Raw genomic sequence first — 22,692 nt, 5'->3', positions numbered from 1 at the left:
GGCCGGGGGCGTCGCTGACGCCTACTCGGCCGCATCCACGTAGAGCTTGCCGCCCTCGGCCTGGAACTCGGCGGATTTCGCCGCCATCCCGGCTTCGCGCTCGGCCTGGCTCATCGGCATCGCCTCGCCCAGAACCTGACCGGCGGCCTCCATCGCCAGCACCTCGGCGCGCAGATCCTGCGTGATCTTCATCGAGCAGAATTTCGGCCCGCACATCGAGCAGAAATGCGCGACCTTGTGGGCGTCCTTGGGCATGGTCTCGTCGTGATAGGCGCGCGCCGTATCCGGATCGAGGGACAGGTTGAACTGGTCCTCCCAGCGGAAGTCGAACCGGGCGCGGCTGAGGGCGTCGTCGCGCAACTGCGCGGCGGGGTGGCCCTTGGCCAGATCCGCGGCGTGGGCGGCGATCTTGTAGGTGATGACGCCGGTCTTCACGTCGTCGCGGTTGGGCAGGCCGAGATGCTCCTTCGGCGTGACGTAGCAGAGCATCGCGCAACCGAACCAGCCGATCATCGCCGCACCGATGCCGGAGGTGATGTGGTCGTAGCCCGGTGCGATATCGGTGGTCAGCGGGCCGAGGGTGTAGAACGGCGCCTCGCCGCACTCCTCGAGCTGCTTTTCCATGTTCACCTTGATCTTGTGCATCGGCACGTGGCCGGGGCCCTCGATCATGGTCTGGCACCCCTTGTCCCAGGCGATCTTCGTCAACTCGCCGAGCGTCTCCAACTCGGCGAACTGCGCCGCATCGTTGGCATCCGCGATCGAACCCGGGCGCAGGCCGTCTCCGAGCGAGAACGACACGTCGTAGGCCCGCATGATGTCGCAGATCTCGTCGAAGCGCTCGTAGAGGAACGATTCGCGGTGCCCGGCGAGACACCAGCGCGCCATGATCGAGCCGCCGCGCGAGACGATGCCGGTGACGCGGCGCGCGGTGAGCGGCACGTGGGCGAGGCGCACGCCCGCATGGATGGTGAAGTAATCGATCCCCTGCTCGGCCTGTTCGATGAGCGTGTCCTTGAACACCTCCCAGTCGAGCTTGAGCGGATCGCCGCCGACCTTCTCCAGGGCCTGGTAGATCGGCACGGTACCGATCGGCACGGGCGAGTTGCGCACGATCCACGAGCGGATGTTGTGGATGTTGCGGCCCGTCGACAGGTCCATGACCGTATCGGCACCCCAGCGCGTCGCCCAGACCAGCTTCTCGACCTCTTCGGCCGCCGACGAGGTCACGGCCGAGTTGCCGATATTGGCGTTGATCTTGACGAGGAAGTTGCGCCCGATCGCCATCGGCTCGACTTCGGGGTGATTGATGTTGGCCGGGATGATGGCGCGGCCGCGCGCCACCTCCTCGCGCACGAATTCCGGGGAGATGAAGGACGGCAGCGCGGCGCCGAAGCTGTTGCCGTCGGCCAGGGCGGCCTCGGCCCCCTCCAGCATTTTTTCGCGGGCTAGGTTTTCACGGTGCGCGACGTAGATCATCTCCTCGGTGATGATCCCGGCTTTGGCGAACTCGTATTGCGTCACCATCTGGCCCGGCCCGGCCTTGCGGATCAGGCGCGTCGCCGGGCAGGGGGCCACGAGCTTGTCTTCCGGCACGAAGCCGTTGTCCTCGGGCTTGACCGCACGCGGCGTCACGGTGGCGTAGCCGCGCTTGGCGATCCACGGGTCGCGGATGCCGGGCAGGCCGGCATTCAGGTCGATCGCCGCATCGGTCTCGGTGTAGGGCCCCGACGGATCGTAGACCCGCACCGGGGCCTCCTTCGGATCGCTCAGGGTCACTTCGCGGAACGGCACCCGGATGTCGGCATGGCCCGCCACCGTGGCGTAGACCTTCCGCGAGCCGATGATCGGGCCGGTGGTCACCGCTTGGGGTGAACTCTTGCCGAGTTCCTTCTGGGGGAGGTCTTTCGGGAGGACGGGCTTGTTCATCGGGCGGGCTCCTGGCGTTGGAGGCGACCCGGACTCGTGACGACGACATCAGGTTGGGGCGAAGCGCAAAGCGCACCGCACGAATTCCCGTCCCTCCGCCGGTACGAACCGGATCAGGTTCAAGGGTCAGGGCGGCGCGCCCAATCTCAGCCCCCGGACTCGGAGCTCCCCTCGGAATGGTTCCAGGGTCGGGTCTCGAACCCGGTTTGTCAATTGCGCCGCGTCCGCCTGATCCGACGTCCGGTAACGAAATACGAACTTTATCGCCGGGTTGCGCGTTCACCCCAGTACAGCCTTTCCTCGAACCGGCAGGCATTTCCCATGAAGCGCATTCTTCTCGCATCGGCGGCCCTGATCGGTGCCGTTGCCCTCATCCCGGCCTCGGCCGATGCCCGGCCCGGCGGCGGGTTCCGCGGCGGTGGATTCCACGGTGGCGGCGGACATGTCGGCGGCGGCTTCCGACCCGGAACCCTGGGCGGCATGCGCGGCAACCTGCTCGGCGGCGGCTTGGGCGTCGGTGGCGGCAGGGGTGGCGCCGTCGGGTTCAATCGTGGCGGCTATCAGGGCGGCTTTGCCGGAAACCGCGGCGGCTTCGGCGGACGCGGCTACGGCTACGGCTACCGCCGCAACTATGGCGGGTTGGGCCTCGGCCTCGGGCTCGGCTTGGCCGGAGCGGGCATCGGCTACGGTCTCGGCAGCAGCTATTACGGCGACGATTATTACGGCGGTGGCTATGCGCCGGCCTATTACGGTGGCGGTTATGCGCCCTACGGTGGTGGATACGCCCCGGCCTATTACGGCGGCGAGACCCAGGTCGCCCCTCAGGGCGAGGACGTGGCCTACTGCGTCCAGCGTTTCCGGTCCTACGATCGCCGGTCCGGCACCTATCTCGGCAATGACGGACAGCGGCATTCCTGCCCGTAACGTCCCTGCGCTGATCGCCTACATGTGAACGAAGGCCCCGACGCTCCTGGCGTTCGGGGCCTTTCTCGTTCGAACGACACTGCGATCAGGAAGACCCTGGCATACCGTTTCCGTCTGATCGCTTCGGTCTCTTGTGAGCTCGGGTCTCCTCTCCCGAACGGGACAGGGAGCCCGTCGCGCCCGGGTCCACCGAGGTCATCGGCCGGAAACCGTATCAGGAGCCCTGCAGGCTGTCGGCGAAGTCGTCCGGCACCTCGCCGAAGGCGCCGAGAATCGTCGCGCTTTCGAGCTCCCCGGTCTCGTCGTCGGCCACGACCTTCAGCGCCGCCGTACCGGGAAAGCGCGCCGACATCGCCTCGGCCTTCTTCAGAGCGCCGCTCTCGGTCACCGCCACCTCCCGGTCGCCGGGCGAGAGCCGCTTGCGCTTGAGTACGAAGGTCTGCACCACAAACGTCGTCTTGAGCGCCATCGCGGTCTCCACCGGGCCGCGCGCCACCTTCGGCCGGGTCCGGACTTCGCGCGGCCTGTATCATGGAATTCGCGTGGCGCAGCAGCGCGACCGTTCAGCGTTCATATGCTCCAGGAGTGGTCCGCACTCCAGGGTGGATCGAGGCGCGCGAGAAGACGCGACCCTTCCCAGACCGTGATGGACCGTCCATCCAGGAGTTTTCGCGCATGCTCCAGGGCTTCGGCGTCGTCATCGGCCAGGATCGTCTTGGTTCGCAGAACATTGCCTTCCGGTCCGAGGTAATGTGCCCGATACGACGTCTGGCCCTGGGCTACGCCGCCAGTGGGATCAGGATGGGAATGGCCGGCAATCATCACGCAACCGATCTCTGCGAGCCCACGCGCATGACACTATCGGGCGATCACCCCGCTCGATAAGTGACCGCGATGCAGCATGACACGAGCGTGCACTATCGTACAAATTTCGAGCGCGGAAAATTCAAAACAGTATTGAAGAACCGTCACCAGAGTCTGATGAGCTGATATCCGGCAACGACGTCGTCGGGCGCGAAACCTAGCAGCGCCGTCATCGGCAAGCTGATACGAAGCAGGGGGCGGCCGACGACTTCGCATAGCAGGAACGAGGCCGTCAGGATAAGCCCCGCATGGCGAGCGATCCGGTCTCCGACACTGCGCCAAGCGTCGGGAAACCATGGGCTTATCATGCCGTAGCCGTCCAATCCCGGGATCGGTACGAGGTTGACGATGAGGGCGGTGCACTGGAACAGGGCCGAGACCGCCAGCACGGCGCTCAACGGCTTCGCGCCGGTGCCGGTCAGGCCGTAGAGCCCCGCAAGGACGGCGAGGATCGCCACGCTCATGGCGGGGCCGGCCGCCGCGACGATCGCCTGCCGCGCCTTGCCGGACACCCTGTCCCGATCGACCGGCGCGCTGCCACCGGGAAGACCGATGCCGCCCAGGATCGTGTACAGCACCGGCAGCACCAGCGTCGCGACCGGATCGGTGAAGTGCCGCGGGTCGATGGTGAGGTATCCGGTGGTGGGCATGCCGGTATCGCCCAGTCTCCGCGCGACGAAGGCGTGCCCGAACTCGTGCAGGCACAGTCCGAGTACGAAGCCCGTCACCACGAAGACGAAGCCGGCGCCGGTCCCTTCGAGCGCGCCGACACCGATGGCAAAGCCGATGCTCGCGAAGATCAGCGCAATGAGCAGGAAATTGGCGCTGGGCGTGACCGGGCCGGTGCGCGCCTGCGAGGTCACTGGCGGCATGCGTGGTCCGGTCGCTCGATCCTGGTCACTGCGCTCGCCTCGCCCCCATGATCCGGCACGGTCGGCTGACGCCGTGGCGCACCATGGCCGGTATTTGCCTCCACTCCAATCCCGAGGTGGCCGGGGCCTCGATGATCAGGGTGCGCGTGTCTCGATGGCGACGACATCCGCCTCCGGTGCCGTGGATCGCCCGATGGCGGCGACCCGGATGCGCAAGCGTGCGGCGATCCGCATGACCGCAAGCACGCCGGTGGCGATGCGGATGTGGCGCGGCAAATGTGCGGGTCCGAGCGGAGCGTAGCCGAGACGGGGGCTGACGCGCTCGGCCTCCGCCACCGCGAGACCCGGCAGGGGCAGGGCCGCGATCCGGGCTGCGTCCACCGGGCCGATCGACAGCAGTCGCGCCCAGGTCTTCGTGGTGCCGAGCCGGCCCTCGCCATGCAGGCGGCGCAGGCGGCGGCGCCACGCATAGCGGAACAACGCGTGCGGCACCGCTTCGAGCCGGGCATCGCACAGGCTGTCGGGTTTCTCGCAGCGGGCCCGTATGGTGTCGGCGACTCCGCCGGGCGCCCGCCCCGTCAACCGGCCCGAGACGGTAACGACCACGTCGGGGGCGTGCCGGACGTGAAATCCCTGGGCCAAGAGAGCCGCCACGAACGCGCCGTCCTCGCCGAGGGCGATCGCCGGCATGCCGCCGACCTGCCGGTAGGCGGACAGGCGCACGGATAGGGTGGCACCGATGGTGGTGCGATGGCACGGCCACGGATCATACGGATCGGGGTCGATGCGCGCCTCCGCCTCCGTCAACAAGGCTCCGTAGGCGTCCTCCAACCGGCCCCTGGCGTGCAGGGACGGGGGCAGAAGGGCGGCCTCGTCCGGATCGAGCTCGATCCGCCCGGCGACGGCATCGGCGCCGGCCTCGAGCGCGGCGAGGTTGCGCGCCACCCAATCGGGGGGAACCCGGCTGTCGGCATCCGTGGAGAGGATCGTGCCCGCGCCCGATTCGGCACCGATCCAGTCGACGGCGGCATCCATCGCCGCGCGGCGGGCCCACCCCGCATTGGCGCCGGCGAAGGTGACGACGCTGACCTGAAGCGGGACCGACAGGCTCGGCCTGAGGTCTTCGACGATCCGGTCGGTGCCGTCGGTACAATTGTTGAGGAACAGAACCACCCCGAGGCTTCCAGGCACGAGCCCCGCCTGGGCGTCGATGGCCCGGAGACAGGCGGTGATGCGCTCGGCCTCGTTGCGGACCGGGATGGCGATCACGGTGTCGGGGCGACGGGACGGGGCGTCGGTGGCGAGGGAAGGGTGGGCGGACGGCACGGGCGACTCCGGTGGGCCGGCCCTCAAAGGCCGAGCGACGCCCTACACCGTTAGCGTGGCCAAGCTGAACGGGGCCCGACGCTTGTCGGACCCGATCGGATCAGGCCCGCTCCGCCGCCCGTTGATCACGCGCTTTGCCGGACGCCCGATTAGCGGTCGTTCTCGGTGTTGAGGGCTCCGAGCCGGGTTCCCTCGTCGCCGATCCGCCCACCGAGGCGCACGCCCGCCGAATCACCGTTGGTGAAGACCACGCCGGCCGCCATCAAGGCGCTGCGCAGAGCCTCGACCTGGCCCGATGCCGGATCGCTGCCGCCCGATTCGAAATCGCGCACGAAGCCTTCCCCGAGGCCGACCTTGCCGGCGAGATCGGCCTCGGACCAATTCAGCAGGGCGCGCGCGGCCCGCGATTGCGCCGGGCTCATGGTGTTGGGTCCCTGGCCGCCCAGGCCGCTTTCGTCCGATCCCACCACTATCGCGTCTCCCAATCTCGGTCGTCTTGCGCAGGACAACCGCCTGTCCGGTGCGATCGTTCAATCCCGATCGAGTCGACCGAAAAATTCCCTCGGGGACGGAACCAAATCCGGGCTGCAATGGCCTTGACCATATTTGTGCTGGAATCTTATCCGATTGGCCCACGTCGCGTCTTCCGAAATGCTTCGCGCCAAGATCGCGCGGAACGGCGGAAGACCGCGACAGAGGACGTTCGACGCGATGCGAAGCGCGCGAAAAGGGGGCCAGACGATGAGAGCGATCCTGATCGCCGCAATGGCCGGTGCCATCGCGGCCACGGCAGTGACCACGGCGACATCGGTGCGGGCACAAGGCATGGGCGGCAACGTCACCGGCTTCGGCAAGGATGCCCGCGAGAAGCCCGAGAAGAAGCAGTACATCCCGGGCACCAAGGCGCAGGAAAAGGTCTTCCCGCTGGACTCGACCTGGACCGCGGTGAGCCTCAACGGCAAGGTGTTCAGCGGCAACGACCGCCCGAGCTTCATCATCGACAAGCAGTACCGCGCCCGCGGCTACGGCGGCTGCAACACCTTCGCGGCCACCGCCTTCCCGCTGCGCGAGCAGCACCTCGCGGTGGGCCCCCTCGCGCTCACCAAGAAGCCCTGCGACAAGGGCCTCGGCGCCACCGAGCAGGATTTCTTCATCGCCCTGCGCACGGCCGGCCAGTGGGATCTCGTCGGCTCGCAGCTCGTGATCAAGAGCCAGAAGGGCGAACTCAAGTTCGACCGGGCGCTCTGAACCACCGATCGCGTTAAGTCTCCATTGACTCCGATCCGCGGTGGTGACCGCGGATTCACCCCTCCTTCAACGCCTCCTGTGCCTTCTGCTCGCCATGGCGAGCACGAGGCACCCGATGATCGAGCGGTTGGTCGGAACCCGGTTGGACTGGACCACCGGCAGCACCGGTCTGCGCCGTGGCGCGTGGAGCGAGAGCCGCTACACCCTCCCCACGCACCTCCATCCCGGTGCCGCGCTGATCGCCACCGCGAGCGCGTTCGTGGCGACCCTGTTCGTCCTGGGCCTGGGCTTCCTGCACGCGTGAGGGACGCGCTGCGGCGGCGTCGCTCCGTCATCCGGATCGACGCGTATCCGGCGCGATGCGCAGGCGCTTGCGTCGGCCGCTGACGCGACGCTCTCCAACGCCGCGTCCGCCTGGCGACGATCTCCACACCCTTTCGAATTGGGCAACGCCGACAGCGGCGTTTCCCGTTCGACGGTCGTCTTGAAAGTAACTTCTATAGTTTCCGGTATTCGCAGCAAGAAACTTCTCTGTTGTTCGCCCGAGATCGAACGGAGAGAAGATCTGCCCTCAACCCAACGTCATTGATGATTGCCTCGGTGGGATCGACGCGATATTCCGGCGCGTCACCGACCAGGGCCGGTACGCAGCGCGGACACCGCGCGCATGGCCGGCCCTGAGACCACGCCGTTCCAGGAGACCGCCATGGCCGAGACCGCTCACACCGCTTCGACTCGCACGCCCGGCCATGGCCACATCTTCGGATCGATCACGGAGACCATCGGCAACACGCCGCTGGTGCGCCTGAACCGCATCACCAAGGAGCACGGCGTCGAGGCCGAGATCCTGCTGAAGCTCGAATTCTTCAACCCGATCGCGAGCGTCAAGGACCGCATCGGCGTCAACATGATCGACGCGCTCGAGGCGTCGGGCCAGCTGAAGCCGGGCGGCACCCTGGTGGAACCGACCTCGGGCAATACCGGCATCGCGCTCGCCTTCGTGGCCGCCGCCCGTGGCTACCGCCTCATCCTGGTCATGCCAGAGACCATGTCGCTGGAGCGCCGCAAGATGCTGGCCTTCCTCGGCGCCGAACTGGCCCTCACCCCCGGCCCGCAGGGCATGAAGGGCGCGATCGCCAAAGCCGAGGAACTCATCGCCGAGATTCCCGGCGCGATCATGCCCCAGCAATTCTCCAACCCCGCCAACCCCGAAATCCACCGGAAGACCACGGCCGAGGAGATCTGGAACGACACCCAGCACCACCTCGACGCCTTCGTGGCGGGCGTGGGCACCGGCGGCACCCTCACCGGCGTCGGCTCGGTGCTCAAGCCGCGGCTACCGAACCTCAAGGTCTTCGCCGTGGAGCCCACCGATTCGCCGGTGATCTCCGGCGGCCAGCCCGGCCCGCACAAGATCCAGGGCATCGGCGCCGGCTTCATCCCGGACAACCTCGATCGCTCGCTCATCGACGAGGTCATCACCGTCTCGAACCAGGAGGCGTTCGACACCGCGCGCCAGCTCTCGCGGCTGGAAGGCATCCCCGGCGGCATCTCCACCGGTGGCAACGTGGCCGCCGCCCTGAAGCTCGCCGCCCGGCCCGAGTTCCACGGCAAGCGCATCGTCACGATCGCCTGCTCGTTTGCCGAGCGCTACATCTCGTCGGCCTTGTTCGACGGCATCTGAAGGCGATCTCGTCTCGCGGGCGGATGGGCGGTCGACCTCCCGTCCGCGTCGGCCGGGGTGACACGCGACATCGTCGGCCACCCCGGCCGACGCAACTTTGGACTGGAAGAGGCGGTTGTTCTCCCAAGTTGCAGGAGGAACAGCCATGACCGACGCGCCGCGCCAGCGCCCCTCGCTGAAGGATTTCGACGCCTACGCCGACCGGAACGGCCAAAATCTCGGCCAGGACGACGCCCGCGACATCGGCATCGCGTCGCGCACGCAAGCCGATCTCGGGGGCGATCCGTCCGGCGAGGCCGAGACCGCCCGCATCGCCTCGGGCCTGACCGGCGACGATGCCACCGCCGAGACCGAGGCCGAGACCCCGCCCGAGAACCTGCGCCACATCGCCGATGCCGCGCAGAAGATGCCGGCACCGACGGGTGCGGCCGCGGAAGCGATCGCGCGGGCGACCGCCCCCGTGGGCGAGGACGAGGGGAAGTAGATGGCCAACGACACCGATTCCGTGGGCGGAACCCGCAAGCCCGACGATGCCGTGGGCACCCGAGGAGACCCCGCCGTGTCCGGCGGTCACCAATCGCCCGAACAGGCTGCGATCACCGGGCTCGAACCCGATGGCCGGACCGATGCCGACCGCAAGAAAGCGTGGAGCGAGGCGGGCGGCGTGCCCGGACGCAACCCGGCTCCCGTGGGCGGTTCGTCGGACGGACAATCCGATCGCAAGCGCTGAGGCGACCTGACGAAGCGAGGATTGAGCTCATGGATGACGACGACACGACGCCCCCGGCCAAGCCGGAGGGCAAGCCGGCCAATTCCGCGCCCGACGCGGTGATGGACCCCAACGAGAAGACCGAGGGTAAGCCGGGCGAGGGGCCGCAGGGCGGACAGTCACCCGGTGGTGAGACCGATCCGGGCGGCGGCTGAGAAAAATACTTCAGACACCATCGCCGCGCGATTGCTTCGGTCATGTGCGAGCGCGGGTCCAATCTGCTGGAAAGAGAAGGCAAGGGTGAGGTGTGTGACCTTTTCGGACGGTCCACTCCCCTCACCCCAATCCTCTCCCAAACGGGAGAAGGGGCTGGCCGCGTTTGGGGTCACCGAGGTCATCAACCGGAAGCCATGTGACGCGATCGACGCGGTGTCAGATCGGATCCCCACACGCCCTCAAACGAATGCGCTGTCTGGTCCACCCTTCGCGCTAGGGTCTGACCTCAATCAGCTTGACCGCGTGAAGGGTAGCTTTGGGTGGTAACTCGACCTTTGTTTTTCGTTCCTAAACGGACGTACCGTTTACGACTCAATGCTCACGATGCGGAGCGCGGACCAGCGCTGCGATGATATGCAAGAACCATCGAGTTGGTATCACGACCCGAGACACTTCGATAAGTTTGCTGAAATCAAAAACAATATTGGCAAGACGCCGAAAAAGTACAACTTGCGATGCCGCTGGAGCCAGTCCGCGGAACGTTTGATGACCTCTGGGTATCTGAGCGTGATCATTATCAGAGACCCCACGGCCGTGAAAGTTCCAAGCCCGCTGATCAACCCCAACGCTTTTCTGTAAGGACTGCCGATGCCCAACGTGTGTTCGACGATTACCATCGCCGCAAGTGCACCAGGCGTGATCGCAAACCCGACGAACACTACAGCCATCTTAACCGGTGTGAACCTCATTTCTTTTCTCGTGGTTTTGAGCTGGAGTATTGCGAGATGTATCGAGACTAGAATGATATTTCGTAGGTCATTTCGGCGCTGTATGTCCGTCGATGGGTTTCCGCATAATCTCGGGACCTACTAGCACTTGGTAGGCTGAATTTCCGTTATCAATCCGACCCAATCGTACTCTTGGTTTCACAACCAGCCCGAAAGCGGACCTTCTCAGGGCCGGCTTACCGTCGGAAGCTGTCACTCAATCAGCTTGACCGTGTGAAGGGCCGCTCTGGGTGGTTAGCGGAACTCGGCGTTAGGGTCTCCGGTAGACGATGGATCTATGAGCTACACGGTCAAGTTGGCGATCTTTCCACCCTGGAAAGCGCCTGTCCCTTACGAAACCCTCACCGGAGTGTTCACCACCGCCTCGGGAGCCGCCGAGGCAGGTGCCAGGGCACTTGAGCCCATCACTGAACGCGAACTGGCCGATCTAGCCTCCGGCCTAACACCGAGATCGCAGCGCGTGGGCGAGGGGTGGTCCACGGCCATCGAGGTGCCCGAAGGGTCGATCCACGGATACCTGATCTACGATGAGACGGGCGTCGAATTGTCCAACTGGACTACGCTGGATGACGCCGTGGAGCGCGCTGCCAAGGGATGATTAGGGTGTGAACCAGACCCTCACGGGACCGTCTGTACGTCCGCGAAAGTCTCACGGACGCGATCCAGAATGCCCACGTCGTCCGTCTCAACCTCACACCACGAACTGTCGATAGCTCGGAGGATCACCCAAGGCGTGCCGTCTCCATCGTAGGCAGAGAATTCGCCCCAGATGACCTGTCTCACCCGACCGAAAATCTGGCTCAACACGACGCCTGAGACACGCTTCAGAGATTGGCAGAGCGCCTCAAGATGGGTTGCCCCTTCGCCCGTAGCGAAGAAGGGTTCGTCGAAGCGGGCGACCCCGGCAACCTGCCATGAAGCCCGGATCGCACGCTCGCCGAGCATCGGCAGCACGAGACGAGGATCAACTACAGCGGCGTGCTGCGGCTCTAGGTCATGGATTTGTAAGGTCCGCATCGTCTAGCCCCCGCATGGGGCCATCCTGACATGGTGCCGAGCGTCTGCAATGGGATGGAAGCTGCCGCTCGAACGGTCGACCTGATTGGGCTCAGATTCTAGGCTAAACTCATCAGCCTCGTTCGTATCCGGCGGTGCGACGCACGAAACCAAAAGCAGATGAGAGGGAAGCGCCTGCGGTCCCCGCCATGGTCTGAACCGCGTCGGTCGCAGATTGGACCACCCCGGTGGCTGTGATCGTTGTCGGCGTCTCATCACCCGAGAGAGGTGTAATCGCCTCGCCGATCCGTTGCGAGGCGCGCGCAAACCCCCGTCGGAGAACCTCGCGGTCGTTCGCAATCAGCGCCGGCAATCGCAGATCCGCCAAGCCGATGAGCAGGGCGCCGTCTTGGAACGTCAATTCCAGCAGCGTCTGTGGGTGCGGGTCGTCGGACGACACCGTAGCGAGTGCGGTCGCGGCGAGCATGGCGGTGCCGCTCAGATCGATATTGGACGCGAGCGCGAGACTCCCCTTCAGTCCATTCAGGACTTGGCCGCCCCAGTTGCGGGCTCCCGCGACGTCGCCATGTGCTTCCACGGTCACGAGGGTTTCGATCGAGCGCTCCACGCCATCGGGCGTGGTCAGGACGCCGGCGTCGTAGAGGCCTCTGCCCTTCCCGCAATTGCCCGCGACGATCTTGATCTCAGCCATGCGCCATCTCCCCACACGACCTTATGATGGTGCATCCGACGCTGTCATGTGGAAAAGCAACCAGCGATCGTATCGCTACGGGATGCATCCCAAGTCGGAGCCTCGCAATAAAGCAGATTGTGAGAGGTCGTCCCGATTTCACAGCGTGCCGCGGCCTTCGCCGAAGGCGGTCACGCCGGCGGCAGCAGCCGGTCGCGCGCCCTGAGAGCCGGAAACAGCCGGCCCCATAATCCGGCCACGAGAATCGTCGCGACGCCGCCGAAGACCACCGCCGGGACAGCGCCGATCAAGGCCGCCAGGGTGCCGGATTCGAACTCGCCGAGTTCGTTCGAGGCGCCGATGAAGACGGTGTTCACCGCCGAGACGCGGCCGCGCATGGCGTCCGGTGTCTCGCCCTGCACGAAGGTCTGGCGCACGTAGACGCTGATCATGTCGGCCGCCCCGGTGACGAACAGGCAGGCCATGGAGAGCGGCAGCGATGTCGACAGGCCGAAGACCAGGATGGCGAGGCCGAACACCGCCACCGCCTGGAGCATGCGCAGGCCGGCCTGGCGCTGGAGCGGCCAATAGGCGAGGGCGACCGCCATCAGCACGGCGCCCGCCGCCGGCATGCTGCGGAGGGTTCCGAGCCCGAGCGGGCCGACATGCAGCACTTCGGCGGCGAAGATCGGCAGTAAGGCGGTGGCGCCCCCGAGCAGCACGGCGACGAGATCGAGGCTGATCGCGCCGAGGACCACCGGATGGTCGCGGATGTAGGTGAGGCCGGCCGACAGGGTCGCCCAGGTCACGGGCGGACGCTCGGTGATCGCCGCCGGACGGAAGCGGATGGCCGCGATGAGGAGGCTCGCCAGCAGGAAGCTCGCGGCCGCCGTCCCGAACACCATCGCGGGTCCGAGCGCGTAGAGGAAGCCGCCGAGTGCCGGCCCGAGGATCGACGCGCTCTGCCAGAGCGAGGCGTTCCAGGCGATGGCCGAGCCGAACAGGGTGCGGGGCACCAGCGTCGGCAGCAGGGCCTGCAGGGAGGGATTGGCGAAGGCGCGGCCGGTGCCGATGACGACCACGAGGGCGTAGATCGGCCACAACGTGGTGGTGCCGTAATGCGCCGCTGCGAGCAGGCCGAGATCGGCGGCGGCCAACGTCGCGTAGGCGACAGAGGCCACCAGGCGCCGGTCGTAGGTATCGGCCACATGCCCGGTGATCAGGGCGGCCAGCATGGCGGGCAGGAAACTCGCGAGGCCGACGAGGCCCAGCGCCAGGGCCGAACGCGTCAGGTCGTAGACGAACCACCCCACCGCCACCGCCTGCATCTGGAAGGCGAGGCCGGTGAGGAAGCGGGCGCTGCCGTAGAGCCGGAAATCGCCGTTGGCGAAGACCGCCCGGCGCGGCGCGGCCGTCTCGGCGAGTGAGTTCGGGGGGATGGTGCCTGTCACGCGCCGCGTTCGCCTGCGATCGGCGTCATGTCAATTCCGGCACTCCGACCCGATCCTCCGGGGACGCTATCAGGACGAATACTTCACGGTGCAGCCATAGGGGCGGGAGGTCTTCACCGTGACCGGCTTGCCCGCGGCGATCTCGGTGAGCGCGGCATCGACGTAGTTCTTGGCGGTTTTCAGATCGGCGACGTCCGCGGACGGTTTGTCGTCGATGCCGCCCTGATACAGCAGGGTGCCGTCGCCCGAGACGATGAACATGTGCGGCGTCGTCTTGGCGTCGTAGGCGCGGCCCACCGTGCCGGCGGGATCGAGCAGCACCGCCGTGGGAGCGGCGCCCCGTTCGCTGGTCAGCCGGTCGGCCTCGGCGCCGTCGATGGCACCCTGCTCGCCGGGCGCCGACGAGATCACCGTGAGCCAGACCACCCCCCGGCCGGTCCAGGTCTTCTGCAGCGCCTGCATGGCGTGAGCGCCGTAATGCTTCCGCACGAAGGGACAATCGTGGTTGGTCCATTCGAGCACGACGGTCTTGCCGGCATAGTCGGAGAGCGTGACCGGCTTGCCGGCGGTATCGACGGCGCTGAAGCCCGGCGCCGGCTTGCCGACCTGGGGCCCGGAGGCCCATGCGGCCGGAGCGGTTGCGAGCGTGGCGACGAGGGTCAGCGCGAAGGCACGGCGGTTCAGACGCATCGACTTTACCTCTCCGGTGGGGGCGCCAGTGCGGCATGGCGGTCTGCGGTGATGACCGGGATAGCGGCCAGCGCGTCGAGCACCGTGCCGGGCGTCAGGATCTGCGGAAGCACCACCGGCTCCCCGGCGCCCGCATAGAGCAGATAGAGCGGCACGCCGCTGCGGCCATGGCGTTCGAGCAGCGTGGTGATCTCCGGGTTCTGGTTGGTCCAGTCGCCCTTCATGTAGGTGATGCCGCGGACCTTGAAGGCGGCCTGGACCGCGTCGGTGCGCAGGGCGGCGCGTTCGTTGACCTGGCAGGTGATGCACCACGCCGCCGTCATGTTGACGAAGACCGGCCGCCCCTGGGCCAGGAGCGAGGCGAGTCCGGCCTGGCTGAACGGCGCGACGCCGTCGGCCCGCGCCGTGGCGCCGCCGGCCGTGACGCGGTCGCGGTCGAGGCCCAGGGTCAGCGCGGCCACGGCGGCCAGTGCCGCCAGCGCGACGCCGCGGACCAGCGGCTTGCCGATGCGGCCGGCGCCGCGCGCCCGGTCCCAGGTCCAGGCGGAAAACCCGACGAGGACGAGGCCGATGAGGGCGCCGAGCAGCCCGGCCGGCCCGACCTGCTGGGACAGCACCCAGATCAGCCACGCCGCGGTGGCGTAGATCGGGAAGGCGAGGGCGCCCTTGAGCGTCTCCATCCAGGCGCCCGGGCGCGGCAACGCGCGCAAGGCCGCCGGCCACGTGGTGAGCACGAGGAACGGCAGGGCGAGGCCGAGGCCGAGGCTGGCGAAGACGGCCAGACTCACCAGAGGGGCCTGCGTCAGGGCGAACCCCACCGCCGAGCCCATGAACGGGGCGGTGCAGGGGGTGGCGACCACGGTGGCGAGCACGCCGGTGAAGAATGAGCCTTGCAGCCCGGCCCGCCGGGTCAGGCCGTCGCCGAGCCCGGCGACACCGGCACCGACATGGACCACACCCGACAGGCTCAGGCCCATGGCGAAGAGCAGATAGGCGAGGCCCGCCACCACCAGGGGCGATTGCAGCTGAAAGCCCCAGCCGATCCCGGCGCCCGCGCCCTTGAGCGCGATCAGGAGCCCGGCGAGCGACAGGAACGCGGCGAGCACGCCGGCGGTGTAGGCGAGGCCGTGCAGGCGCACCCGCGCCGCCGGCTCGCCGGAATGCCGGACGAGGCTCAGAACCTTGATCGACAGCACCGGGAACACGCAGGGCATCAGGTTGAGCATCAAGCCGCCGAGGAAGGCGAGTCCGGCCGCCGACCACAGGGTGAGGCTCTCTTCGGGCGATTGCACGCGAACCGGTGCCGGCACCTCCGCTGCAGGCACGTCCCCTGCCGGATTCGCGGCCGGCGCTGCGGACGGGGCATCACCGACGGCGTAGGCGCGCTTGACGACACCGTCCGGCGTCGTCTCCTCGAAGGTCAGCACCCCGGGCAGCGCGGTCGGCACCGGCTCGCTCAGGTCCCCGCGGGCCAGGGAGAGGTGCAGGCCCTGGCCATCCACCGTCGCGTCCTGCTTGGCGGCATTCTCGATGGCGGTCTCGGCATAGGGAAAGAACGCCACCGTGCGGATCGCGTCGGCGCCCAGACCGGGCGCCTCGAAATGCAGCGCGAGCCGGTCGCCCTCGGGCGCGAACCGGACCGGCCATGGGCTCGGCACCGGCAACGCGGCGCGGGCCTCGGCAAATAGGAGCCGGTTCTGCGGGTTCGCGCCGGTGCTGGTGCCGGCCGCAGCCACCGGCAGGGTCAGGCGCAGGTCGGCCGAGCCGGGCACGCATTCGCGCTCGCAGACCAGATAGGTGAGCTTGGCGGCCAGCGTCACCGCCTTGCCCGGCGCGAGGGTCGCGGGGGCCGTCACCGGCACCAGCAGCACCGCCTCGTCCTCATAGCCGTAATTGACGAGGTGCGAGATCGGGATGCGGTTCGGCGTCGGCCACGCGATCGGGCCGGTCGCGAAACCCGCCGGCAGCGCCCAGGCGACCTCGGGCGCGAGGCCGGAATCGCCGGGATTGCGCCAGTAGACGTGCCAGTGCGGCTTCATCACCATCCGGATGCCGACGGTGAACGTCTCCCCCGGCTGCACCGCGCTCGGTTCGCCGACCAGGCTCGCCTTGACGAGGTCGCTCGGCGTTTTGAAGCCCTGGGCCCGGGCGTCGTGCGCCGGCGTGGCGGCAAGGCTCGACAGGGCGAGGAGCAGGAGGGCGAGAAGCCGGGTCATCGAGTCCTTGGATGGGTGATCACGACGCCGAGACTAAGCCCGTTCCGACGGCTCGCAAACCCGCGATGCCGTGACAGGCCGCGGCCAAATCAACCCTGCTTGCCCACTCGCGAGCCGGGCGTGTGCTCACGCACCCTGTCGCAGCGGCTGCGTCGCCGCTTCGAGCCAGCGGCGCGTCTCGGAGTCGAGATGCGGGCTCAGGGCCTCGCACACACCGGCATGGTAGGCGTCGATCCACGCGGTCTCGGTGGCGTCGAGGAGGGTCGGCAGGATCAGGCTGCGGTCGAAGGGCGCCAGCGTCAGCGTCTCGAAGCCCAGCATTGTGCGATCGCCGCCGGGGATGGTGCGCGGCTCCACGAGGATCAGGTTCTCGATGCGGATGCCGTAGGCGCCCATGCGATAATAGCCGGGCTCGTTCGACAGGATCATCCCCGCTTCCAGTGCTACGGGTCCGACCTTGGCGATGCGCTGAGGCCCCTCATGGACCGACAGGAAGGCGCCGACGCCGTGACCGGTCCCGTGATCGAAGTCGAGGCCGGCCTGCCACAGGGCCGTGCGGGCGACAGCGTCGATCTGTCCGCCCGTCGTGCCCACCGGGAACACCGCGCGCGCGATGCCGATATGGCCCTTGAGCACGCGGGTGAAGCGGTCGCGCATCTCCTCCGAGGGCGACCCGATCGCCACCGTGCGGGTGATGTCGGTGGTGCCGTCCTCGTATTGCGCGCCGGAATCCACGAGGAAGAGTTCGCCGGCCGCGACCCTGCGGTCGGTCTCGCGCGTCACGCGGTAATGCACGATCGCACCGTTGGCGCCGCTGCCGGAGATGGTCGGGAACGAGACGTCGCGCAGGCGCCCGGTCTCGGCCCGAAAATCCTCCAGGGCCTCCACGGCCGCGATCTCGGTGAGGGTGTCGCCCTGTCCGGCGAGCCAGGCGAGGAAGCGCGTCACCGCGATACCGTCACGGTGGTGGGCCGCCCGCGCCCCGGCGATCTCGGCCGGGTTCTTCACCGCCTTCATGGCGGTGATCGGGTCGGGGCCGGTCTCGGCGATGCCGCCCGCCGCCTCGATCCGGACCTTGAGGGCGAGTGCCGCCGTGCCCACGTCGAGCCGGATGCGGGTGCCGCCGGTGCACAGGGCGTCGAGCGCCGCCGGGAAATCGGATCGCGTCCCGAGTTCGGCCAGAGGCTCCAGCGCGGTCCGCAAGGCAGGCGATACTGCGTCGGAGGTCAGGTAGAGCGCGGCACGGCCCGCCACGGGGACGAGGGCGTAGCCGAGCGCCAGCGGCGTATGGGCGACGTCGGCGCCCCGCAGGTTGAAGGTCCAGGCGAGATTGTGCGGATCGGAGATCACCAGCGCGGCGCACGAGACCTTCGTTAGCGCCGCGCGGATGCGCGCGAGCTTGGCCTCGCTGGATTCGCCCGCAAGCTCGGCGGGATGCGCCGTCACCGCACCGGCCGGCGCTTCCGGTCGGTCCGTCCAAACCGCGTCGATGAGGTTCGCCGTCACCGCTCGTAAGGTGGCCCCGGCCTTGGCGGCGGCCCGCTCCAGGCGCGCGACGCCGTCGGGCGTGTGCAGCCACGGATCGTAGGCCAGCACCGCGCCGGATGTCAGGGTCGCGGCGATCCAGGACTCGACGCTGGTCTCGGCGATCTGCACCGGCGTGATCACGCCGGGATCGACCTGGGCCGGTGCCTGCAAGGTGTAGCGCCCATCGACGAAGAGGGCGGCGGCATCGGTGAGGACCACCGCGGTCCCGGCCGAGCCGGTGAAGCCGGTGAGCCAGGCGAGGCGCTCGGACTGCGCGGCGACGTATTCCGATTGATGCTCGTCGGCGCGCGGCACCACGAACCCGTCGAGGCCCTGCTCGCGGAGGACCTCCCGCAATCGTGCGATGCGGGCGGCGCCCGCGCGATGGCTCGGGTCTTCGAAGGTCTGGAAACGGAGGCGCGTCATGGCTTGAGCGTTACGCCGCACCGCCCCGCCTCGCAACGGGCTTTGGCCGGAGGCCGCTCACCGTGGACGGGGGGCCGCCCCGCCGCGCTTCAGCACCAGCGTCGCCCAGCCTTCGATCAGGCCGTGGCTGGCCATGTGGAAGCCGCGATGGCGGTAGGTCGAGAGTACGCCGGCGACATCGCGCTCGATCAGGCCCGAGAGAATCAGGGCGCCGCGATCGGCCACCACCGCCGTGAGCGTGGGGGCGAGGCGCTTCAGCGGCCGGGCGAGGATGTTGGCGAAGACCACGTCGAAGCGCCGGGGCCGGTCGGCGAGGGCATGACGCACGCCGGGGCCCTGATAGAGCCGCAGCACCGGGCCGAGCCCGTTGAGCCGGGCATTGCCGATCGCGGTGGTCACCGCCTCGGGGTCGAGGTCGCCGGCGATCACGCGATGATGCAGGGCCTTGGCCGCCGCGAAGGCGAGGATGCCGGTGCCGGTGCCGACATCGAGGACGTGGGCCGGGCGGCCGCGCTTGAGGATGTCGGCGAGAGCCCGCAGGCACCCCAGAGTCGTGCCGTGGTGGCCGGTGCCGAAGGCGAGCGCCGCTTCGATCTCGATGGCGAGATCATTGGGTCGGACGTTCTCGCGGTCGTGGCTGCCATGGACGAGGAAGCGTCCGGCGCGCACCGGGTTCAGCCCTTCGAGGGAGGCGCGGACCCAATCCTGCTGGTCGATGGTCTCGAAGCTCGCCACGTCGGCCTGATCGCCGACGAGGGGACGGATCAGGTCGCGGATCATCGCCTCGTCGGGCGCGTCGGCGAAATAGGCTTCGAGCCGCCAGGTCTTGCCGTCCTCCGCCTCGAAGGCGGCCACCGCCGTCTGCGTCGGGTCGAACATCTCGCCCAAGAGGTCGGTCATGGCGCGCGCCGAGCCTTCATCCGTGAGCAGACGCAGCACGTGGGTCGGGCGATGGGGGGGCAGGCCTTCGAGCATGATGCGGGCTCTAACATTCACGACGTCGCACCGCCACCATCGCCGGAACACGCCGCCGGTTTTCGCGTTTCTCGTGGCTTCTCCGAGCTCGTCGTGACGGTGGAGGGTGCGTTGTGCGTATGAGAATCAAGAGAACCGGCGGTCGAACCCCGGTAGTGATCGCCAAGGCGCCGAAGGGACGCCGTCGCCTGCTGCGTCCGCGCGGCGGCTTGGCCGAGGCCGAAGCGCTGACCGGACCGCTGCCCGGATCGATGCTGGTTCTGCTCAGTCGGCTGCATCGCTCGGAACGTCCGCCGATCGAGGACGAGGAGCAATCCGCCTGAGCAGCGGCGCGCCCGCCGGAAAATCGTGATAGGGCGATCCCGGATCGAGAGCGTCGGCGCGGAGCGAGTGTGATGGAGCGGCCCCGGCGGATGGATCTCGCGGACCGCTCGGATGTGCGGGGCCGGCACCCGTGATCCGGACTTCCATCATCCGGACCTGATCGCACCCTTTTGGACGCCCTCGGCCTCACCCCCGACGAATGGACCGCCATCGTCCTGAGCCTCCGGGTCGCCGCAGTGGCGACTCTCGCGAGCCTCGTTCCCGGTCTGGCCGTGGCCTGGGTGCTGGCCCGCAAGCGCTTTCCCGGCCGCGCCCTTCTCGACGGGCTGGTGCATCTTCCCCTGATTTTGCCGCCGGTGGTCACCGGCTACGTACTGCTTCTGGCGCTCGGCCGGCGCGGCCTGTTCGGACCGACTCTGGCCCAGTTCGGCATCGTCTTCTCGTTTCGCTGGACCGGGGCGGCGCTCGCCTGCGCGGTGATGGGCTTTCCGCTGATGGTGCGGGCGATGCGCCTCTCCATCGAGGCGGTGGACCGGCGCGTGGAGCAGGCCGCCGCGACGCTCGGTGCCGCGCCGCTGGCCGTCTTCCTCACCGTGACCCTGCCGCTGGCGTTGCCGGGCGTGCTCGTCGGCGCGGTGCTCGCCTTCGCCAAGGCGATGGGCGAATTCGGCGCCACCATCACGTTCGTCTCCAACATCCCCGGCGAGACCCAGACGCTACCCTCGGCGATCTACACCCTGACGCAGGTGCCGGGCGGGGAGGGGGCCGCGTTGCGTCTCACCCTGATCTCGGTGGCGCTCTCGATGACGGCGCTCCTGATCTCCGAGCTGTTGGCGCGCCGCCTCGGCCGTCGCCTGGGGGCCGAGGCGCCATGACCATCGCGGTCGATGTGTCCCTCGTACGGGGGGCTTTCGCGCTCGACGTCGCCTTCACCGCCCCTGCCGGGCTCACCGCCCTGTTCGGGCGCTCGGGCTCCGGTAAGACCACGGTGATCGATCTGATCGCCGGATTGGCCCGGCCGGATCGCGGCCGGATCGCGCTCGATGGCGAACTCCTTCTCGATACCGCATCGGGCCGCGACCTGCCGACTCACCGCCGGCGCATCGGCACGGTGTTCCAGCAGGCACGGCTGCTGCCCCACCTGACCGTGCGGCAGAATCTCGGCTACGGGCGCTGGTTCGCGCGGCACCGGCCCGATGCGGCGGGACTCGGCTTCGACGACGTGGTCGGGCTGCTCGGCATCGACCACCTCCTCGACCGGCGCCCCGCCGGGCTATCGGGTGGCGAAGGCCAGCGCGTCGCCATCGGGCGGGCCTTGCTGTCGCGGCCGCGGCTTCTCCTGATGGACGAGCCGCTCGCCGCCCTCGACGCGGCGCGCAAGGCGGAAATCCTGCCGCTGATCGAGCGGCTGCGCGATGGCGCCGGCATCCCCATCGTCTATGTCAGCCACGCGGTCTCGGAGGTGGCGCGGCTCGCCGGCACCATCGTGGTGCTGGAGGCCGGGCGCGTCACCGCCGCCGGCCCCGCCGAGGCGATCCTGCGCCGGGGCGACCTCGGCGCCTATCATGCGGCGGAGGCCGGCGCCCTCCTCGAGATGGTGGTGGAGGCCGACGAGCCGGTCTCCGGGTTGACCCGACTCGCGGGCGTGGCCGGCCGGCTCGTGGTCCCGAACCTCGCACGCGCCGTCGGCACGGCGGTGCGGATCAGGGTGCCCGCCCGCGACGTCATCGTCTCCCTCGGGCACCCCGTCGGGCTCAGCGCGCGCAACGTCCTGTCGGGCCGGGTGCTCTCGATCAGCCCGACGGGTGAATCCGCCGCGCTGGTGGAGATCGATTGCAACGGCGCCGTCCTGTCGGCGCGGCTCACCCGGGCCTCCGTCACGACCCTCGCGCTGGCTCCCGGACATCCGGTCTTCGCCATCGTGAAGAGCGTCGCCTTCGATCCTGAGGGCGTCGGAACCGGCTGGGCGAGCGGCGTCATGGAGATCTGATCAAGGTTTGGCCGGGCGTATTCGTTAAAAAACGACTCACGCGAGTCATGATTGCTTCAGGATGATCCTGGGCAACGGTGGGTTGCCGATGAATATTAAGATCCGATTCATCCCGCACTGCGTTTCTGGTTGCATGCCATAGCCGGCCAAGAAGGGGCACGCGATGTCCATCTCCAGTATTAGCGCCGTCACACCCATTCGACCGCCGACGCCGTCGCCGGCCCCGGCGCAGCCCGCGGACAGCCCGGCAGCGCTCGCCCCCGCCGTGCGCATCGACATCCGCAAGCCCGAAACCGCCCGCGATGCCAATCCGGAGAAAACCAAGGCGGGTCTGCCGTCGGACGAGGCCGTGGATCGGCGCAACAGCATCGACCCCGACACCAAGACCATCGTCTACCAGGTGGTCGATCAGGCTTCGGGGGATGTGGTGGTCCAGATCCCCGACGCCGTCGTCCTGAAGACGCGTGCCTATGTGGAAGCCCAGGCGGCCCGCACCCAGAAGGCCGAACGGCCGCTCGACCGGACAGCCTGACGCGACCCTCTGTCAGACGCCTCGTGCGGTGATCCGGGCGCGTCTCGCGCCGCCTCGTGGAGCCCACGGCCCCGCCACGCCCGTCGATTCGTCCGGGACGTGGTCTTCCTACGCCCGCGCCGCGAGTGTTCGGGTGGTGTTTCGCGTGCCGATAACCGGGAGAGACTTTTAGTCTGCACCCGGCCCCGCTGCCTGCGCCGGCACTTCGGGCGCCTCCGCCATAGCCGAGGCCTCGTATTCGATCAGGCGTTTCCCGCTTTTGATCGCCCGGTGGTAGTTCTTGGCCGCGACCTCGTCGTGGATTTCGAGCAGGT

General features: G+C 68.3%; 26 protein-coding genes and 1 riboswitch. Of the genes, 13 read left to right on the top strand and 13 right to left on the bottom strand.

Translation table 11 applies throughout. The annotated features are described in order from the left end of the window. Nucleotides 1-21: 21 nt before the first annotated feature. Nucleotides 22-1,929, bottom strand: coding sequence for a phosphomethylpyrimidine synthase ThiC (gene thiC, locus G3T14_RS14360; RefSeq protein ID WP_163643223.1), 1,908 nt, complete (start codon nt 1,927-1,929; stop codon nt 22-24). A gap of 73 nt (nt 1,930-2,002) precedes the next feature. Continuing rightward, a riboswitch (TPP riboswitch) is annotated at nt 2,003-2,111 on the bottom strand. Between the two features lie 139 nt (nt 2,112-2,250). On the opposite strand from thiC, the gene G3T14_RS14355 reads away from it, so the two are divergent. After that, the gene (locus G3T14_RS14355) at nt 2,251-2,853 is read left to right on the top strand and encodes a BA14K family protein (RefSeq protein ID WP_163643222.1); all 603 of its coding nucleotides are present in this window, start codon (nt 2,251-2,253) and stop codon (nt 2,851-2,853) included. 214 nt (nt 2,854-3,067) lie between these two features. Here the strand turns inward: G3T14_RS14355 and G3T14_RS14350 are convergent, their stop codons facing one another. Further along, nucleotides 3,068-3,322, bottom strand: coding sequence for a hypothetical protein (locus G3T14_RS14350; protein WP_163643263.1), 255 nt, complete (start codon nt 3,320-3,322; stop codon nt 3,068-3,070). 206 nt (nt 3,323-3,528) lie between these two features. Between G3T14_RS14350 and G3T14_RS14345 the strand changes: the two genes are divergently transcribed. Continuing rightward, nucleotides 3,529-3,738 (top strand): hypothetical protein, encoded by a 210-nt coding sequence (locus G3T14_RS14345; protein WP_163643221.1) that lies wholly within the window; start codon nt 3,529-3,531, stop codon nt 3,736-3,738. An 83-nt stretch (nt 3,739-3,821) separates the two neighbouring features. Here G3T14_RS14345 and G3T14_RS14340 read toward each other — a convergent pair whose 3' ends face one another. The 3 genes from G3T14_RS14340 to G3T14_RS14330 all read right to left on the bottom strand — a co-directional run bounded on the left by G3T14_RS14340 (nt 3,822) and on the right by G3T14_RS14330 (nt 6,337). Further along, entirely contained in the window at nt 3,822-4,589 is a 768-nt protein-coding gene (locus tag G3T14_RS14340) for a site-2 protease family protein (RefSeq protein ID WP_163643220.1), read from the bottom strand. A 135-nt stretch (nt 4,590-4,724) separates the two neighbouring features. Continuing rightward, on the bottom strand, nt 4,725-5,915 hold the full coding sequence (locus G3T14_RS14335; RefSeq protein ID WP_348645276.1) for a glycosyltransferase: 1,191 nt from the start codon (nt 5,913-5,915) through the stop codon (nt 4,725-4,727). Between the two features lie 149 nt (nt 5,916-6,064). Beyond that, nucleotides 6,065-6,337, bottom strand: coding sequence for a helix-turn-helix transcriptional regulator (locus tag G3T14_RS14330; RefSeq protein ID WP_163643219.1), 273 nt, complete (start codon nt 6,335-6,337; stop codon nt 6,065-6,067). Nucleotides 6,338-6,656: 319 nt separating this feature from the next. Between G3T14_RS14330 and G3T14_RS14325 the strand changes: the two genes are divergently transcribed. The 6 genes from G3T14_RS14325 (at nt 6,657) to G3T14_RS24730 (ending at nt 9,771) form a co-directional block, all read left to right on the top strand. Next, nucleotides 6,657-7,163, top strand: a complete 507-nt coding sequence (locus G3T14_RS14325; protein ID WP_163643218.1) for an META domain-containing protein — start codon at nt 6,657-6,659, stop codon at nt 7,161-7,163. Between the two features lie 115 nt (nt 7,164-7,278). Next, the gene (locus tag G3T14_RS14320) at nt 7,279-7,467 is read left to right on the top strand and encodes a hypothetical protein (protein ID WP_163643217.1); all 189 of its coding nucleotides are present in this window, start codon (nt 7,279-7,281) and stop codon (nt 7,465-7,467) included. 402 nt (nt 7,468-7,869) lie between these two features. Beyond that, nucleotides 7,870-8,847, top strand: coding sequence for a cysteine synthase A (cysK, locus tag G3T14_RS14315; RefSeq protein WP_163643261.1), 978 nt, complete (start codon nt 7,870-7,872; stop codon nt 8,845-8,847). A 145-nt stretch (nt 8,848-8,992) separates the two neighbouring features. After that, nucleotides 8,993-9,331: a hypothetical protein gene (locus G3T14_RS14310; RefSeq protein ID WP_163643216.1), complete on the top strand. Its 339-nt coding sequence runs from the start codon at nt 8,993-8,995 to the stop codon at nt 9,329-9,331. Next, complete coding sequence (locus G3T14_RS14305) at nt 9,332-9,577, top strand: hypothetical protein (protein ID WP_163643215.1); 246 nt, start codon at nt 9,332-9,334, stop codon at nt 9,575-9,577. Between the two features lie 29 nt (nt 9,578-9,606). Continuing rightward, nucleotides 9,607-9,771, top strand: a complete 165-nt coding sequence (locus G3T14_RS24730) for a hypothetical protein (RefSeq protein WP_204262865.1) — start codon at nt 9,607-9,609, stop codon at nt 9,769-9,771. Between the two features lie 438 nt (nt 9,772-10,209). On the opposite strand, the gene G3T14_RS14300 is transcribed toward G3T14_RS24730, so the two are convergent. Further along, complete coding sequence (locus G3T14_RS14300) at nt 10,210-10,521, bottom strand: hypothetical protein (RefSeq protein ID WP_163643214.1); 312 nt, start codon at nt 10,519-10,521, stop codon at nt 10,210-10,212. Nucleotides 10,522-10,837: 316 nt separating this feature from the next. Between G3T14_RS14300 and G3T14_RS14295 the strand changes: the two genes are divergently transcribed. Further along, nucleotides 10,838-11,158 (top strand): hypothetical protein, encoded by a 321-nt coding sequence (locus G3T14_RS14295; protein WP_163643213.1) that lies wholly within the window; start codon nt 10,838-10,840, stop codon nt 11,156-11,158. 20 nt (nt 11,159-11,178) lie between these two features. Here the strand turns inward: G3T14_RS14295 and G3T14_RS14290 are convergent, their stop codons facing one another. The 7 genes from G3T14_RS14290 to G3T14_RS14260 form a co-directional block, all read right to left on the bottom strand. Next, nucleotides 11,179-11,577 (bottom strand): hypothetical protein, encoded by a 399-nt coding sequence (locus tag G3T14_RS14290; RefSeq protein WP_163643212.1) that lies wholly within the window; start codon nt 11,575-11,577, stop codon nt 11,179-11,181. A gap of 112 nt (nt 11,578-11,689) precedes the next feature. Next, nucleotides 11,690-12,268 carry a hypothetical protein gene (locus G3T14_RS14285; protein WP_163643211.1) on the bottom strand — a complete coding sequence of 193 codons (579 nt, stop codon included), beginning with the start codon at nt 12,266-12,268 and terminating at the stop codon, nt 11,690-11,692. A gap of 170 nt (nt 12,269-12,438) precedes the next feature. Then, nucleotides 12,439-13,686, bottom strand: coding sequence for an MFS transporter (locus G3T14_RS14280; protein WP_163643260.1), 1,248 nt, complete (start codon nt 13,684-13,686; stop codon nt 12,439-12,441). 81 nt (nt 13,687-13,767) lie between these two features. Next, nucleotides 13,768-14,388 (bottom strand): thioredoxin family protein, encoded by a 621-nt coding sequence (locus G3T14_RS14275; protein ID WP_163643210.1) that lies wholly within the window; start codon nt 14,386-14,388, stop codon nt 13,768-13,770. Nucleotides 14,389-14,393: 5 nt separating this feature from the next. Then, a complete protein-coding gene (locus tag G3T14_RS14270) occupies nt 14,394-16,604 on the bottom strand; it encodes a protein-disulfide reductase DsbD domain-containing protein (protein ID WP_163643209.1) in 2,211 nt (736 codons plus the stop codon). A gap of 126 nt (nt 16,605-16,730) precedes the next feature. After that, nucleotides 16,731-18,557 (bottom strand): aminopeptidase P family protein, encoded by a 1,827-nt coding sequence (locus G3T14_RS14265; protein ID WP_163643208.1) that lies wholly within the window; start codon nt 18,555-18,557, stop codon nt 16,731-16,733. A 57-nt stretch (nt 18,558-18,614) separates the two neighbouring features. Next, nucleotides 18,615-19,532, bottom strand: a complete 918-nt coding sequence (locus G3T14_RS14260; protein ID WP_163643259.1) for a 50S ribosomal protein L11 methyltransferase — start codon at nt 19,530-19,532, stop codon at nt 18,615-18,617. A gap of 119 nt (nt 19,533-19,651) precedes the next feature. Between G3T14_RS14260 and G3T14_RS14255 the strand changes: the two genes are divergently transcribed. The 4 genes from G3T14_RS14255 (at nt 19,652) to G3T14_RS14240 (ending at nt 22,378) form a co-directional block, all read left to right on the top strand. After that, the gene (locus tag G3T14_RS14255; RefSeq protein ID WP_163643207.1) at nt 19,652-19,855 is read left to right on the top strand and encodes a hypothetical protein; all 204 of its coding nucleotides are present in this window, start codon (nt 19,652-19,654) and stop codon (nt 19,853-19,855) included. A gap of 171 nt (nt 19,856-20,026) precedes the next feature. Next, nucleotides 20,027-20,731, top strand: a complete 705-nt coding sequence (gene modB / locus G3T14_RS14250) for a molybdate ABC transporter permease subunit (RefSeq protein WP_163643206.1) — start codon at nt 20,027-20,029, stop codon at nt 20,729-20,731. Continuing rightward, nucleotides 20,728-21,846, top strand: a complete 1,119-nt coding sequence (gene modC / locus G3T14_RS14245) for a molybdenum ABC transporter ATP-binding protein (protein ID WP_163643205.1) — start codon at nt 20,728-20,730, stop codon at nt 21,844-21,846. The genes modB and modC overlap by 4 nt, the downstream gene beginning before the upstream one ends. A 163-nt stretch (nt 21,847-22,009) precedes the next feature. Continuing rightward, the gene (locus tag G3T14_RS14240; RefSeq protein WP_163643204.1) at nt 22,010-22,378 is read left to right on the top strand and encodes a flagellar protein FlaG; all 369 of its coding nucleotides are present in this window, start codon (nt 22,010-22,012) and stop codon (nt 22,376-22,378) included. Nucleotides 22,379-22,692: the final 314 nt, after the last annotated feature.

The sequence above is a fragment of the Methylobacterium sp. BTF04 genome (assembly GCF_010692745.1).
Classification (GTDB): domain Bacteria; phylum Pseudomonadota; class Alphaproteobacteria; order Rhizobiales; family Beijerinckiaceae; genus Methylobacterium.
The sequence above is the reverse complement of the archived record's forward strand: the minus strand, read 5'-3'. Positions and strand labels throughout refer to the sequence as shown.